Origin of the sequence: Paeniglutamicibacter cryotolerans, assembly GCF_014190875.1 — a bacterium.
In the GTDB taxonomy this organism is placed as follows: Bacteria; Actinomycetota; Actinomycetes; order Actinomycetales; family Micrococcaceae; genus Paeniglutamicibacter; species Paeniglutamicibacter cryotolerans.
This window is the reverse complement of record NZ_JACHVS010000001.1, coordinates 2227536-2242375: the sequence shown is the minus strand read 5'-3', so window position 1 is coordinate 2242375 and position 14840 is coordinate 2227536. Positions and strand designations below refer to the sequence as shown.

Here is a 14840-nt window from a genome sequence, read left to right as displayed (position 1 = left end):
TGGCCGTGACGCGAATACTTGGGAGAATTAGACTGCCTGCTTCCGCAACCGACGGCGTTCGCGCTCCGACAATCCGCCCCAAATGCCGAATCGTTCGTCGTTGGTCAATGCGTATTCAAGGCACTCGGAACGCACATTACATGCCCCGCAGACGCGCTTTGCGTCCTTGGTGGAGCCGCCCTTTTCCGGGAAAAACGCCTCGGGGTCGGTCTGCGCGCACAATGCCTCGGACTGCCAGCCGAGTTCGCCCTCGTCTTCGACGGCGCCCAGGCCGATCCAGATCGCCTTGGCCGGCGTGGAGGCGGGGGTCGCGGGAACCCATTCGGGCTCTTCGGCCTCGATGTTCGGGGGGTGCGCTAATGCGTCGGGGCGCAGGGCAAGAATTTCGTTGGCCATTCCCTCCAGCGTCGAGGCATCGGAGTCGATGGCAGGATCCAAGAACCAGTCGGCCGGGACCCCACGCGGGCTTTGGCGCGCTGACGCTGACGCCGACACCGGCGTTACTGCGTTTTCGAAGCTGCGCTCCACGTTCCCCATGGTGATAGGACCTTCCCACTGTTCATTGCGTTGCGGCGATGCCGCTTGGAATGGCACCGACGGCACTTGCCCGATTGAAACGGGCGAGATTCCGGGAAGAATTCCACCGACCCGTCGACGCACTATCTAATTACACTGGTGTAACTCACTATCAGTCAAGTGGGCTCGGGGATTCTATAGACGTATATCTTTGAATGACGGTCACGCCACGCCCGGAAATTTCCGCGCCGCACCGAAGCCACGTCGAGTTTCTTAGATTCCCGGCGAATTCACAGCCTTCAGAGGAGCACCACATGTCATCGCACACAGGCCAGTCGGCTTTTGCCGAATCACTGCTCGCACCGGTCCGGCATTCCACTTCCCCCTGGCTTACCTGGTACTCGCTCTCCGGTGAACGAGTTGAACTCAGCGGGCGGGTATTCGATAACTGGGTGGCCAAAACCGCCAACCTGCTCTCCGAAGAATTCGACATCGAGGAGGGGTCGGTCGTGGGCAGCGACCTGCAGCCGCACTGGAAAACGTTTGCCATCGCACTGGCCTGCTGGCAGCTCGGCGCTCAATGGGTCTGCACGGATACGGGCACCGGGACCACCCCGGCTCTCGACCTGTGGGTGACCGCGGACCCCGAAACCGAGCGCGCCGCCGCAGCACCGGAACTCATGGTCGTCGCCCTTCCGTCACTGGCCATGCGCTTTGCCGGAGCCATCCCCGCCGGCGCCCTGGACTTCTCCGCCGAGGTGCGCTCGTTTGCCGATTCCTACTTCCCCGAGGCCGTCGCGGGCGACTCCCCGGCACTGACCGGCGGCGGAGCGACCCTAGACTATGCGCGGCTCTTCGCCGATTCTTCCCCCGGCGGCACCGCACTGCTCTGCGCGGCGATGCCCTGCGTCAGCGCGCTGCGTTCGGCCCTGGCCATTTGGAAGGCCGGCGACGCGGTGGTGCTCGTCGAGGCCGGAATGGATGTCGGCGAATCGCTTCTCGCGGGCGAGCGCATCGGACGGCGCCTGGACGAGCAAGGCCAGGATCCCAGCACCGCCGCGTCGAGCGGTTAAGCGAACGAGGGTGCCGCAGCCAGTGGCCACGGCACCCTTCTCGAGGTGAAGCGGAATCCTAGATCCGGCGGATCGACCCGGTGTCGGTAAGGCCGGGGGTGTTGCGCAGGGCATCTTCCACGGTCTGCACCGAATCGAGGCCCGATGTCTCCGCACCGATCAGGTCGTAGTCGTCCTTGAACTTCTCCTCGGAATCCAGCTCGGCACTGAACACCCAGAAACGGTAGGCGAAGAAGCGGAAGATGGTGCCGAGCACCAGACCCACGACGGAGCCGGCAATGAAGACGCTGGTGGTGTCTGTCAGGTCCAGCACGTACTTGGTAAAGCCCACGCAAGCCGCGGCGATGCCCAGGCCGATGGCGTTCATCAGCAGGAACATGAGTAGTTCGCGGAGGACCGAAGCCTGGCGGCGGTGCCTGAAGGTCCAGAAGCGGTTCGCCACCCAGGAGAACAGCGTGGCCACGACACCGGCAATGATCTTTGCCTTCACCTGGGAGTCGCCCATGTGGCCACTGAGCAGCCAAAGGTAGACACTGGAGTCGATGACAAATGCGAGGCCGCCCACGACGCCGAATTTCATGACTTCGCGCCACATCATCGAGGCTAAGCCCATTGCCTTGCCATACAGTTTCGCTAACATGACCCTCCACGGTCCGTCGAATAATATCCGGTTTGGTGGCTCTCGCCACCCGCCGGGCCGGGCCGCGAAGTAGCAGCGCCCAACCATCCATTGTAGGCACGTCCGCTGTGGGTTTGCTCGGAAAGGTGCCCAAGATCGCGTGTGCGCCCGGGGCAAGGCAACCCGTTGGGTACGCTTGTGCAGTGATGTTTCCTGTGATTGGTGTAGTGGGCGGTGGCCAACTCGCCCGAATGATGGCCCCAGAGGCCCTGAATCTCGGCTTCGAGCTGCGTATCCTCGCCGAAGCCCCCGATGTTTCCGCAGCGTCCTCGGTAGCCACCGCACCCGTCGGTGACTACAAGGATCTCGATACGCTCCGCGAATTTGCCCGTGGCCTGGATGTGATGACCTTCGACCACGAGCACGTGCCCAATGCGCATCTGCAGACGCTGATCGACGAGGGCGTCAATGTCCAGCCCCGGCCCTCGGCGCTGATCCATGCGCAGGACAAGCTGGTGATGCGCAAGGCCATCGCCGAGCTGGGCCTGCCCAACCCGGAATGGGACGCCGTCTCCACCGTGGAGGAGCTGGTTGCCTTCGGTGAGCGGATCGGCTTCCCGATCGTGCTCAAGACCCCGCGCGGAGGCTACGACGGCAAGGGCGTGCGCATGATCGAGGATGCGGCGGCCGCAGCGGCGGCCTCCGACTGGTTCGGCAACGGCGACCTGCTCGCCGAAGCCAAGGTCCCCTTCACCCGCGAACTCTCCGCCATGGTGGGCCGCACCCCCTCGGGTGAGGCCCGCGGCTGGGACGTCGTCCACACCATCCAGGTCGACGGCGTCTGCGACGAGGTCATCGCCCCGGCACAGGACCTCGACCCCGAAGTGGCTGCGGCAGCATCGGCAGCCGCGCTGCGCATCGCCGAAGCCTTCGGCGTCACCGGGGTCATGGCGGCCGAGCTCTTCGAGACCCCCGGGCTCGGTGCCGGATTCGTCATCAACGAACTGGCCATGCGCCCGCACAATACCGGGCACTGGACCATGAACGGCTCGGTGACCAGCCAGTTCGAGCAGCATCTTCGGGCCGTGCTGGACCTTCCCTTGGGCGATACGTCGGCCCTCGGCGAGCTCTGTGTGATGAAGAACTACCTTGGCGGCTCCAACCAAGACCTGTTCTCCGCCTTCGCCGCGGCACTGGCCGCCGAGCCGCGCGTGAAGGTCCATGCCTATGGCAAGTCGGTCCGCCCGGGCCGCAAGATCGGCCACGTGAACGTCGTCGCCGAACCCGGCGAGGGATCTGCTTCGCTGCGGGACCGTGCCAACCGCGTGGCCTCCATCATCCGCGACGGCGTGGATGCATTAAACGAAGGAAAGAACTAGATGTCTGCTGCAGCACCCCTGGTCGGCCTGGTCATGGGCTCGGATTCGGACTGGCCCGTGATGCGCCTGGCTGCCGAGGCCCTGGCCGAATTCGGCATCCCCTTCGAAGCCGACGTGGTCTCCGCCCACCGCATGCCCGAGGACATGATCGCCTACGGCAAGAAGGCCCACACCCGTGGCATCCGCGTGATCATCGCCGGCGCCGGCGGGGCAGCGCACCTGCCCGGCATGCTCGCCTCGGTCACCCCGTTGCCGGTCATCGGTGTTCCGGTCCCGTTGAAGACCCTCGACGGCATGGATTCGCTGCTGTCCATCGTGCAGATGCCCGCCGGCGTACCGGTGGCCGCTGTCTCGATCGGAGGTGCCCGCAACGCCGGCCTGCTGGCCGTGCGCATGCTGGCCTCCGCCACCGACGAGCTGGCGGCCTCGCTGCAGGAAAAGCTCATCGACTTCTCCGCCGATCTGCGCAAGGTCGCCTCCGACAAGGGAGCAGCCCTGCGCAACGCCGTCGAGACCGATTTCCCCGGCCTCTAGGAGCGCGTCCATGCCCGTCATCGATCTGCCCCGCCCCGCCGCCGACCCGGTCCGTCACCCGGAGTCGGCCTCGGCACCCACGCGGTCCAAGCGCGCCATCATGTTGCTGCTGCTGACCGTGTTCCTGCCCGGCGGGGCGCAGATCGTGGCCGGAAACAGGGCACTGGGCCGCAAGGCCGTGACGGTGACCCTGTCCTGCTGGGCCCTCCTCGTGCTCCTGCTGGCCCTGGCACTGATCAACAGGAACATCCTGATCAGCCTCTTCGCCCAGTCCTGGGTGCAGCTGCTCGTAGTGATAGTGCTGATGGCGCTGGCAGTGGGCTGGTTGCTGCTCTTCTTGAACACCCTGGTGCTGATCCGGCCGAAATTACTGGCACCGGGCATGCGCGGCATCGTCGCCGGAGGCCTCGTCCTTGCCATCTTCGCCACGAGCGGCATCCTGGGCTATGGGGCGTTTATCGTCAACGAGGGCCGCAACGCGATCCAGAGCATCTTTGCCCGCGGGCCCGCCTTCGCCCCGGTCGATGGCCGCTACAACATCCTGATCATGGGCGGGGACGCCGGAAGCAACCGGCAGGGGCTGCGTCCTGACAGCGTGTCACTGCTCTCCGTTGATGCCAAGAACGGCCACGCGGCAATGATCTCGATCCCGCGCAATTTCCAGAACACTCCCTTCCCGGCGGACTCCCCGATGCGCGAGGTGTACCCCGCCGGCTACAGCTGCGGCAACGAGTGCATCTTCAACGCCCTGTACCCCACGGTCGAGGAAAAATACGCACACCTTTACCCCGGTGTGAAGAACCCCGCGGCGCAGGCTACCGTCGAGGCAGCCGAGGGCATCACCGGGCTGAAGGTCCAGGGCTATGTGCTCATCGACATGGCTGGCTTCTCGGGGTTCATCGACGCCATGGGCGGAGTCACTGTAAAATCGGGCGGGTGGGTCCCCTACAATGCGAAGAAATGGCCCAATTCCACCGTCAACACCCACTGGTTCTCCCCCGGCGTGAAAGAGTTCAACGGCAAGCAGGCGCTCTGGTTCGCCCGTTCACGCGACTTCACCACCGACTACCACCGGATCAGGCGTCAGCAGTGCCTGCAGCAGGCAATGATGAAGCAGTTCAGCCCGCAGACTGTACTGACCCGCTTCACCCAGATCATGGATGCCGGCGAGGAACTGGTGGAAACCGATATCCCGCAGCAACAGCTGGGCAGCTTCCTGTCGCTGGCCGACAAGGCCCGGCAGACTCCGTTCAAGTCACTGACCCTCGGTGCCCCGGACTTCGGAACTGCCTCGCAGAAGTTCTCGACCTATCCCGATTTCGGCCAAATCCACACGCGCATCGACGAGCTCCTTGCCTCTACCAACGAGCCCCCGGCCTCCAAGCCCACCGCCAAGGAAGGCGGATCCGCCAAGCCCAAGAAGCCGGGCACCGCCGCGGCGGAAAAGACGGCCCCGCCCTCCACCAAACCGGATGGTTCGCCCATCACCGAAGAGTACCTCGTCACGCTCGAACAGATCGGACGCAGGGACTTGATCTCCGAACTGGTCATGAACAACGACCAGTGCTCGGTACCTTAAGGACGGCTATGTATTTCTTAGAGAACACGTTCCGGGACTACCCCTGGGGCTCAAGGAGCGCGATCTCGCACCTGCTGGGCCGTGAAGCCAGTGGCGCGCCCGAAGCCGAAATGTGGATCGGGGCACACCCCACGGCGCCCTCCCTCGCCGTGCTGCCCGAGGGACGCATGGCCCTGGATGAGCTGATTGCCGCGGATCCGGAGGCACTTCTGGGCAAGGAAACAAACGCCGTCTACGGACAGCTTCCGTTCCTGGCCAAGCTGCTGGCGGCCGACAAGCCGCTTTCGGTGCAAGTACATCCGAACCCCGCCCAGGCTGCCGCCGGACTCGCCGCCGAGGATGCCGCCGGGGTCCCCCGCGACGCCTTCCACCGGAATTACCGCGACAGCCAGCACAAGCCGGAGATGCTTTTTGCGCTCACCGACTTCGTGGCACTGAGCGGATTCCGACCGGTACAGGAATCGGCGGGGCTCTTCACCACGCTGGCCACCGCCCTGACCGGCGCAGCGTCCCGGACGGCGGAGCATGTTGCCTCGCTGCTGCTCACGCAAGGCCTGCGGGCGGCCTTCGGCTACCTGCTCGATGCCGGAACCCCGGTCTCCGACCTGGCAGCCGCCGCACCCGCGCTGGTCGCCGCCGACCCGGTGCTCGCAGCGGAGCCGGCACTGGCCGAACTGATCTCGCTGGCCAGCCACTACCCGTCCGATCCCGGCGTCGTGGTCTCGCTGCTGCTCAACCTGGTGCGGTTGGCGCCAGGCGAAGCGATCTACCTGGACGCCGGCAACGTCCATGCCTACCTACGCGGGCTGGGCGTGGAGGTCATGGCCAATTCGGACAACGTATTGCGCGGAGGACTGACCTCCAAGCACATCGACGTCCCGGAACTGATGGGTACGGTGGACTTCAACCCCATCGGGGTCCCCCGTCTCCGCTCCCGGACCACCGATCTGGGCCAGGAAACCTATGTTCCCCCGTTTGCCGAGTTCGCACTCCAGCGCATCGAGATTCCCGCCGTCGTGGATGACACTTCGATGGCAGATGCCGACGTCCCCCTGCTGCAGAACGGACCCGTCCTGGTGATCTGTGTGCAGGGCGAACTCCTGCTCGATTCCCCCTACTCCGATGCCCGGGTAGCCCGCGGCGAATCGGTCTTCATCGGCGCCGACGAGGCCCCGGTGATGGCCCGGCGCAGCGGCAGCGCCGGCGCACTGGCCTTTGTCGTGACCACCGGTTCCAGCGGCTGACCAGCCCCGAACATGCCACAGGCGCGGCCGCGTCATCGGGACTGCGCCTTGCACATGTGTACGCACGGGTGAAACGCTTGTTTGATTCGGCGCGTCTCGGAAACCGCCGCCGCTGATTCACCGGACCCCGCGGATGGATTCAATGGCTGAACTTGCCTGTTTGCCAAGGGGATACCTTGCATCAACCATTGATTGCGGCTGTTGCACTCACGCTTGGCCTACTGCTCGCCGGGGGCACTGGCGGGGCCGGTCCGGCTCCCGGATCACCGCCCCCGGCTGTGGCTTCACCGCCCGTTTCCACTACTGCACCGGAAGCGAAGCCCGTTGAAGTGGTCGCCCCCAGGGACCGGCTTCCGGAGGAACCGTTCGGGATGGACGCGAAAGCCATCAAGGTCCTGATGGCCAATCCCAAGATCAACGAAACGGCAACCACAGACGGTTCCAAGTTCTCCGGAACAGACCCACGCCAGACCGAAGTAGTGAAGCGGTTCCTTGAGCTCAAGCAGCCTGATGACAACGGCGATGGTTCCTGGTTGAAGTTCGGCAAGGACTGTCTTCCGGTGCTCTGTGGAACCGCGTCCAGCGTCGGTTCGAGGCGATTGTCAATGGCAGGATCCTGCCGGGCGACTCGGTGGTTGTCGAGTCTGTTGACACGGACGGCATTACCCTGGCCGACGGGCGCACCGTCGCCGGCAAGAAGACTAAATAGCCGTCAGGCCACCGAAACGGCTCCGGCATGGTTTCCGCCGCTGATTCGGGCACGAAAAGGGCCGTTCCCCCGCACAATCCAACGAATCGGATGGCGGGGAAACGGCCTTGTATCGGTCGATTTCAGCGGGTGTACGCTTCCCACTTATCGGACTGGTGCTCGCCCTCGACGAAGCGGATGGTTCCGGATTTGGAACGCATCACGATCGACTGGGTGGTGATCTTGTTGTTCTTGTAACGCACACCGCGCAGCAGGTCGCCGTCGGTGATGCCGGTCGCCGCGAAGTAGCAGTTATCGCTCGTGACCAGGTCGTTCGTGGTCAGCACGCGGGACAGGTCGTGTCCGGCGTCAATGGCCTTCTGCTTCTCGTCGTCATCGGTCGGCCACAGGCGGCCCTGGATGACGCCTCCCAGTGACTTGATGGCGCAGGCGGTGACGATTCCCTCGGGGGTTCCGCCGATGCCCATCAACACGTCGACGCCGGTACCCTCGCGAGTGGCTGCGATGGCGCCGGCAACGTCGCCGTCCATGATGAACTTGGTGCGTGCACCGGCGGCGCGGATTTCCTCGACCAGGCCGGCATGGCGCGGGCGATCCAAGATGCACACGGTGATCTGGCTGACCTTCTTGCCCTTGGCCTTGGCGATCAGGTGCAGGTTCTGCTTGACCGGCAGGCGCAGGTCAACCAGTTCGGCCGCCTCGGGTCCGGTCACCAGCTTCTCCATGTAGAAGACGGCAGACGGGTCGAACATCGAGCCACGGTCGGCCACTGCCAACACAGACAGTGCGTTGTTGATGCCCAAGGCGGCCAGGCGGGTGCCGTCGATCGGGTCGACTGCGACGTCGCATTCGGCGCCTGTTCCGTCGCCCACGCGTTCGCCATTGAACAGCATCGGGGCTTCGTCTTTTTCGCCTTCGCCGATGACGACTACGCCATTGAAGGAGACGGTGGCGAGCAGCGAGCGCATGGCGTCGACAGCTGCGCCGTCGGCGGCGTTCTTGTCACCGAATCCGACCCAGGGGCTCGATGCGATGGCTGCCGCCTCGGTCGCCCGGACGAGCTCAAGGGCCAGGTTGCGATCCGGCTCCGCGTCGGAAACCGACAGTCGTGGGGACAGGTGGGCGAAATTCGTGGCTTCTGTCACGGTGTTCCTTCGTCTTCGAATTGACGGCATTTAGCCGCGGACACTCCTTAGATCATAGCGCCGGCGACGCGCCGGTTCTGTGTGATGAACCGCTCACGGCATCCCCCGCGTTGGAGGCCGGGCCCGGGATAGGCGAGAATGGAGGGGTGACGAACCTGCCCCAGACCCCAGAATCAGCGCCCGAGGCACTGCCCAAGCCGGTGCTTACGCCCTCACAGGCCAAGCGCGCCAACCAGACAGTCAAGGGCATGTTCATCTCGGTGCTGCTCACAGTCATCATTGCAGTGGTGGTCATCGCGCTTAATCCAGCGTCGAAGACCGACGGCTACCGCCCCGACATCAACGTCTCCGTCACGGCGCAGGAGGCAGCTGCGGCAGCGGACTTCACCCCGCTGGCACCGGCCGTCCCGGAGGGCTGGTACGCGAACTTCGCCCGCTGGATCTCTGCCGGCGTCGACGGGATCGCCTACTGGGAAATCGGCTACGTCACCCCGGAGCAGAAGTTCGTCTGGTTCCGCCAGACCGCCGATGCGAATGCCGTCTGGCTGGCCCAGATCACCGATTCCGCTGCCATCACCGGCACCACCGAGATCGGGGGCGCTACCTGGGAGGTACGCACCAAGGGCAAAGACACCACCTACATCCTCAAGCGCGGCAGGAGCACCGTGCTGTTGAGCAGCAAATCGGGCACCAACGTCCTGGAAGAAATGGCGGCCATCGTGGCGGCCGGGCTGCCCGCTGCGGGCTGACTAACCGCTTCATCCGCGGACCCCCGGTTGCGGGACGGCGCACCGGCAGGAATATGCTGGGTTCCATGAACGAAGCCGACCTACCCGTCGAAACCAAATCCATGTCCCCCGCCGAAGCCTGGCGAAAACTGCGCCAAGGCAACGCCCGGTTTGTGGAAGGCAGCACCGACCACCCCAACCAGGACGCCCCGCGGCGCCACTCGCTGGTGGACACGCAGCACCCCTTCGCCGTCATCTTCGGCTGCTCGGACTCCCGGCTTGCCGCTGAAATCATCTTCGACGTGGGCTTGGGCGACGTGTTCGTGGTCCGTACCGCCGGCCACGTGGTCGACGACGCGGTGCTCGGCTCCCTGGAGTATTCGGTGGCCCTGCTGAAGGTGCCGCTGATCATCGTGCTGGGCCACGACTCCTGCGGCGCCGTCACTGCCACCATGGAAGCCTTCGAGACCGGACAGATGCCCCCGGGCTTCATCCGCGACCTGGTCGAGCGCATCACCCCCTCGGTGATCACCGCCTCCCGCCACGGCATCACCGACGTGAACGCCACGGTGGTCGAGCACGTGCAGCAGACCACGCACCGCCTCGTCGATGCCTCGAAGGTCATTTCCGCAGCAGTGGATTCCGGTGAGACCGCGGTCATCGGCGTGACTTACCGCCTGGCCGAGGGCAAGGCCGAAATGGTTTCCGGCTTCGGGGCCCTGTAGCCGACCGAGCCGCAAGCGCCCAGGCGGACCCGTCTATTCCCGGGTTCGCCGGTGGCAATCCCCCTGCCACAATCGCCGCTGCGGGCGTAGCGTGGTCCCCATGGACAACAGCGACGAATTCCGTATTGAACACGACACCATGGGCGAAGTCCGGGTGCCGGCCAAGGCCCTCTACCGTGCCCAGACCCAACGTGCCGTGGAGAACTTCCCGATCTCCGGCAAGGTGCTCGAGCCGCGGCACATCCAGGCACTGGCCCAGGTGAAGAAGGCCGCCGCCCTGGCCAACGCCGAACTCGGCGTGCTGGATGCCGAACGGGCCCGGGCCATCGTCGCCGCGGCCGACCTCGTCGCCGGCCATGGGTACGACGACCAGTTCCCGATCGACGTATTCCAGACCGGATCCGGAACCAGCTCGAACATGAACATGAACGAGGTGCTGGCCGAGCTGGCCACCCGTGCGCTGGCAGCGGACGGGTCCTCCACCACGGTGCACCCCAACGACCATGTGAACGCCTCGCAGTCCTCCAACGACGTCTTCCCCACATCGGTGCACGTTGCAGCCACCGGTGCGTTGCTGCACGATCTGGTTCCGGCGCTCGAACTGCTGGCCCGCTCCCTGGGTGCCAAGGCCGACGAGTTCGCGCACGTGGTCAAGTCAGGGCGCACCCACCTGATGGATGCCACCCCGGTGACCCTGGGCCAGGAGTTCGGCGGCTATGCGGCGCAGATGCGCTATGCGGTGGAGCGGATCCATGCTGTGCTTCCGCGCGTTGCCGAGGTCCCACTGGGCGGCACGGCGGTGGGCACCGGCATCAATACGCCCGACGGCTTCCCGCAGCGCGTGATCGAGCTGCTGGCGGCCGACACGGACTTGCCCCTCACCGAGGCACGCAACCACTTCGAGGCCCAGGCCAACCGCGACGGGCTGATCGAGGCCTCCTCGCAGCTGCGCAACATCGCCATCTCGCTGATGAAGATCAACAACGACCTGCGCTGGATGGGTTCGGGCCCGAACACCGGGCTGGGCGAGATATCCCTTCCCGACCTGCAGCCGGGCTCATCGATCATGCCGGGCAAGGTGAACCCGGTGATCGCCGAGGCGGCGATCATGGTTGCGGCCCAGGTGATCGGCAACGACACGGCCATCGCCTGGTCCGGTACCAACGGTGCGTTCGAGCTGAACGTCGGCATCCCGGTCATGGCGGCGAACCTGCTCGAATCCATCCGCCTGCTGACCAATACCGCCACGGTGATGGCCCGCAAGATGGTCGACGGGATCACCGCGAATGTCGAACGCGCCCGCTTCCTGGCCGAGGCCTCCCCTTCGATCGTCACGCCGCTGAACAAGTACATCGGCTACGAAAACGCGGCGAAGATCGCCAAGAAGGCCGTCGCCGACGGGCTCACCGTCCGCGAGGCGACCATCGCGCTCGGCTTCGTCGAGCGCGGCGAACTCACCGAGGCGCAGTTGGACGAGCTGCTCGACGTCACCACGATGACCGGGAGGCACTGAAGCACGGGAACCGACGGCGCGCGGCCGACACCCCTCCGGGTGCGGGCCGCAGGCCGTCTGTTTGCTAGTTTCCCGCCCCAAGCCGGTCGCGGCCGAAGGCCCTGGCCCGCTCGACGAACCAGTCAAGCGCCTGCGGGTTGGCCACGCTTCCCACATTCAGCGCACGGTCAAGCTCGAATCCCAGGAAGAGCCGCTTGATCGGCACCTCCAGGCGCTTGTTCGTGTGCGACATCGGGATCCCGGGAACCACCACGATTTCATCCGGGACGTGACGGGCCGAGGTCTGTTTACTGATGGCGGACTTCAGCTCCGCCACAAGTTCCTCGTCCAGTTCCACGCCGGCGGACAGCTCCACGAAAAGCGGCATGTAGTAGTCGCCACCGGGAATTTCCACGCCGATGACCAGCGACTGCCTGATCTGCTCCAGGTCCTCGACCACCGCGTAGATATCGGCGGTGCCCAGCCGGACTCCGTTCTTGTTCAGCGTGGCATCGGATCTACCGTGCACCATGAAGGAACCGTGTTCGGTTTCGGTGATCCAGTCGCCGTGGCGCCACACCCCCGGGTACTGATCGAAGTAGGCGTCCCGGTAGCGCTGCCCGTCGGGGTCGTTCCAGAAGGAGGCGGGCATGGAGGGCATCGGGGCCGTGACCACCATTTCTCCCAGTTCCCCAAGGACCCGTTCCCCGGAGGGCGACCAGGCCTCTACGGCGGCGCCGAGGCATGCGCCCTGCAGTTCGCCGAGCCGCACCGGATCCATCGGGTTCGAGCCCAGGAACCCGGAGCAGATGTCCGTGCCGCCGGAATCCGAACCGAGGTGGACATCGGCCTTCACCGCCTCATGGACCCAGCTCCAGGTGCTCGGCGGCAGCGGTGAACCGGTTGACATGATCCGGCGCAGTGCGGACAGATCGAAGGTGGTTCCCGGTTCCAGCCCGGACTTCTCCACCATGCTCAGGTAGGCGGCGCCGGTGGCGAACATCGTCGCGCCGGTCAGGGCAAGGATCTCGAATTGCCGGGCGGCTCCACCAACGGCTGGTGATCCGTCATAGGTGACCACCGATGCGCCCACCGTCAGCGAGTTCACCAGCGTGTTCCACACCATCCAGGACGTGTTAGCCGCAACGTAGTAGCGGTCCCCCGGGCCCAGGTCCTGCTGCAGGCCGATGCCCTTGTGGGCCTCGAGCGTCATGCCGCCGTGCGAGTGAACTATGCCCTTGGGCGCACCGGTGGTTCCGGAGGAGAAAAGCACCCACAGCGGATGGTCGAATGGCAGCCGCCGTGGTCCGACGCGTTCGCTGCCGTGAAGCAGCGGCCCCAGCTCCTCGAACCCCTCGGGCCCGGCCTGGGACTCGGACACATTCTTGACGAACAACCGCTGCCCGGTTTCCGGCAGGCCTGCTGCCACCTGCGCAAAGTATCCGGTCAGGTCGATGGTTCGACCCTTGAACCGGTAGCCGTCGATGCCGATGAGCACCTTCGGGGCCAGCTGGCTGATCCGATCCAGCGTCGCTCCGGCCGACATGTCCGGTGAGTTGATGGACCAGATGGCCCCGAGCGACGCCGTGGCCAACAGGCCGATGACGGCCTCGGGAACATTGGGCATAACGGCCGCCACCACGTCACCCGAGCCGACACCGCGCCGGCGCAGGGCGGCGGCCAGCGAACCGACCTGGTCGGCCAACCGGGACCAGGTGATGGTCCGAATCTGGTTGTCCTCGTCGATCCGCAGGATGGCAGTGCTGTCGGCCATATCCTCCCGTGCGGCATGCCGCAGGACGTTCTCGGCGAAGTTCAACCGTGCCCCGGTGAACCAGGCGGCTCCGGGCATCGTGGGATCCTCCAGTCCCCGGCCGCCCAGGCCGTCGCCGAGCACCTCGAAGTAGCGGACGACCTCTTCCCAGAATGCCGAGGCCTCCTCCACCGACCAACGGTGCAGGTCCCGGTAGTGGGACATCATCAACCCGTGCCGGGCATTCGCCGCCTCCATGAAGTCGCGCATGCGCGGCCTGGCACCGGGCGCCGGGGCCCAAGTGATATCGCCCGGGGCAAAGCGGCGTGCTGTTGCCGGAGCGCCGGAATCGCTACTCATCGGTTCATTCGTGTTCATGTCCAGCAGCTTCCTTCTTTCGTTCGGCTTCCGTGACGAGAGGGTCCGTGCTCAGGGCTTGAACCGGAACACGGTGTCACACCCGATGCTAGGGGGCACTCATCAGCCAAACACCTACGCTCGTAGATAGTGACACCCTTCACATTACCCGTCGATGGCCAACAACTGGACGCCGGTGGCCGCGAGACGCCTCCGGCGACCCCGGCACTTAATTTGCACCCTTGATCCACTAGTGCAAAACTGCACGATGTGAATGAAAGTGCAACTACAGCCTCGGTGGCGGATCCGGCCCTCCCGCCCACGCGCAGCGCGCGCATGCAGCGCACGCGCCTGGCCATCACCCGCTGTTCGCGCGAGCTCACCGCGGAGCATGGCTTCTCCGGGTTCACCATCGAGGAGCTGTGCTCCAGGGTGGGTATTTGCCGGCGCACTTTCTTCAACTACTTCCCCACCAAACTCGATGCCGTTTTCGGCCACATCGAGGACGGTGTCGCCGCCGAGACACTCGAGCGCTTCATGGCCGCCCGGCCGCCCGGCACCATCGGGATCTCCCCGACGCTGCTCGCGGACCTGGTGGAACTGGTGCTCTCGCAATTGCGCCGCGACGAGCAGGAGATCCTCAGTGCGCACGGCTTCTTCGAGGCGGTGCACCGCGAACCAGAGCTCCTGGCCAAACTGGTCCAGGTCGGCCCCGAACGGCTGAACCTGTTCATCGCCCAGGTCGCCAAGCGCGAGGGCGTCCCGCCCTCGCACCCGGCACTGGGCATGGCCGTGCACATGATCCAGTTCGCCATGCACCAGGTCGTCCAGCGCTATGCAGCGGCCGCGCACAAGACCTCGCTCGAGGCGGAGTTCCTGGGGCTGATGCGCCAGGCCCAATCGCTCTTCACGCAGCCACTGACGCTTCCCTGACCGGCAGCGACGCACCCCACACATCTTCCAACGCAACCACGTACATTAAGGACC

Annotated in this window: 13 protein-coding genes; 9 read left to right on the top strand and 4 right to left on the bottom strand. The window is 65.3% G+C overall.

The genetic code is table 11. The features are described from left to right. Positions 1-27: 27 nt before the first annotated feature. Entirely contained in the window at positions 28-537 is a 510-nt protein-coding gene (locus E9229_RS10430; RefSeq protein ID WP_183511140.1) for a WhiB family transcriptional regulator, read from the bottom strand. A gap of 293 nt (positions 538-830) precedes the next feature. Here E9229_RS10430 and E9229_RS10425 point away from each other — a divergent pair, with 293 nt between their 5' ends. After that, on the top strand, positions 831-1589 hold the full coding sequence (locus tag E9229_RS10425) for a TIGR03089 family protein (protein ID WP_183511139.1): 759 nt from the start codon (positions 831-833) through the stop codon (positions 1587-1589). Positions 1590-1647: 58 nt separating this feature from the next. Here the strand turns inward: E9229_RS10425 and E9229_RS10420 are convergent, their stop codons facing one another. Then, positions 1648-2229, bottom strand: coding sequence for a GtrA family protein (locus E9229_RS10420; RefSeq protein ID WP_183511138.1), 582 nt, complete (start codon positions 2227-2229; stop codon positions 1648-1650). 182 nt (positions 2230-2411) lie between these two features. On the opposite strand from E9229_RS10420, the gene E9229_RS10415 reads away from it, so the two are divergent. The 4 genes from E9229_RS10415 to manA are packed head-to-tail and all read left to right on the top strand — an operon-like array spanning position 2412 to position 6944. Continuing rightward, entirely contained in the window at positions 2412-3587 is a 1176-nt protein-coding gene (locus E9229_RS10415; protein WP_183511137.1) for a 5-(carboxyamino)imidazole ribonucleotide synthase, read from the top strand. Continuing rightward, the gene (gene purE / locus E9229_RS10410) at positions 3588-4121 is read left to right on the top strand and encodes a 5-(carboxyamino)imidazole ribonucleotide mutase (RefSeq protein WP_183511136.1); all 534 of its coding nucleotides are present in this window, start codon (positions 3588-3590) and stop codon (positions 4119-4121) included. 10 nt (positions 4122-4131) lie between these two features. After that, the gene (locus tag E9229_RS10405; RefSeq protein ID WP_183511135.1) at positions 4132-5700 is read left to right on the top strand and encodes an LCP family protein; all 1569 of its coding nucleotides are present in this window, start codon (positions 4132-4134) and stop codon (positions 5698-5700) included. Positions 5701-5708: 8 nt separating this feature from the next. Then, positions 5709-6944, top strand: a complete 1236-nt coding sequence (gene manA / locus E9229_RS10400; protein ID WP_183511134.1) for a mannose-6-phosphate isomerase, class I — start codon at positions 5709-5711, stop codon at positions 6942-6944. A gap of 831 nt (positions 6945-7775) precedes the next feature. On the opposite strand, the gene glpX is transcribed toward manA, so the two are convergent. Next, on the bottom strand, positions 7776-8828 hold the full coding sequence (gene glpX / locus E9229_RS10395) for a class II fructose-bisphosphatase (RefSeq protein ID WP_183511132.1): 1053 nt from the start codon (positions 8826-8828) through the stop codon (positions 7776-7778). 116 nt (positions 8829-8944) lie between these two features. Here glpX and E9229_RS10390 point away from each other — a divergent pair, with 116 nt between their 5' ends. From E9229_RS10390 to E9229_RS10380, 3 genes are all read left to right on the top strand, one after another. After that, positions 8945-9547: a DUF4245 domain-containing protein gene (locus tag E9229_RS10390; protein ID WP_183511131.1), complete on the top strand. Its 603-nt coding sequence runs from the start codon at positions 8945-8947 to the stop codon at positions 9545-9547. Between the two features lie 65 nt (positions 9548-9612). Continuing rightward, positions 9613-10251, top strand: coding sequence for a carbonic anhydrase (locus tag E9229_RS10385; RefSeq protein WP_246380464.1), 639 nt, complete (start codon positions 9613-9615; stop codon positions 10249-10251). A gap of 100 nt (positions 10252-10351) precedes the next feature. Continuing rightward, positions 10352-11764, top strand: a complete 1413-nt coding sequence (locus E9229_RS10380) for a class II fumarate hydratase (RefSeq protein ID WP_183511129.1) — start codon at positions 10352-10354, stop codon at positions 11762-11764. Between the two features lie 64 nt (positions 11765-11828). Here E9229_RS10380 and E9229_RS10375 read toward each other — a convergent pair whose 3' ends face one another. Then, positions 11829-13874, bottom strand: a complete 2046-nt coding sequence (locus tag E9229_RS10375) for an acetoacetate--CoA ligase (protein ID WP_221184431.1) — start codon at positions 13872-13874, stop codon at positions 11829-11831. 315 nt (positions 13875-14189) lie between these two features. On the opposite strand from E9229_RS10375, the gene E9229_RS10370 reads away from it, so the two are divergent. Further along, a complete protein-coding gene (locus E9229_RS10370) occupies positions 14190-14786 on the top strand; it encodes a TetR/AcrR family transcriptional regulator (RefSeq protein WP_183511128.1) in 597 nt (198 codons plus the stop codon). Positions 14787-14840 lie beyond the last annotated feature (54 nt).